At 68.5% G+C, this 464-nt stretch carries 1 pseudogene; it reads left to right on the top strand.

What is annotated here, in order from left to right:
* Positions 1–464: pseudogene (locus ACXAHD_RS32385) on the top strand (hypothetical protein); the annotation flags it as partial.

Here is a 464-nt window from a genome sequence, read left to right as displayed (position 1 = left end):
GAGGCGTACGCCAACAACCACGCCGTCACCGACACCCGCCGTGCGCTCGACAGCGCCTTCGACCGGCTCACCGACGAACGTCCGGAACACGGCGACCCCGACTGGGCGTACTGGATCAACGAAGCCCAGGCCCACGCCCAGGCCGGCTACTGCTACGTCAAATTCGAAGACTGGACCCGCGCCCGCGAACACCTCCGAGCCGCGCTACGACTCCAGGACGACGAGTACAGCCGCGAAGGCGCGCTGCGCAACGCCCTGCTCGCCACCACCTACGTCCGGCAGGACCAACCCGAGCTGGACAAGGCACTCGCCCTCGGTGACCAGGCCGTCCAGACCCTCACCGGGCAGGTCACCTCCGCCAGGTGCATCAAGCACGTCCGCAACCTCGTCGGCGCACTCGGCCCCTACCGACGCACCCCCTCCGTCCGCCGATTCTGCAACGACGCCAAAGACCTCATCGCCAC

This window comes from Micromonospora sp. ABR4_055 (genome assembly GCF_056160425.1).
The sequence above is the reverse complement of the archived record's forward strand: the minus strand, read 5'-3'. Positions and strand labels throughout refer to the sequence as shown.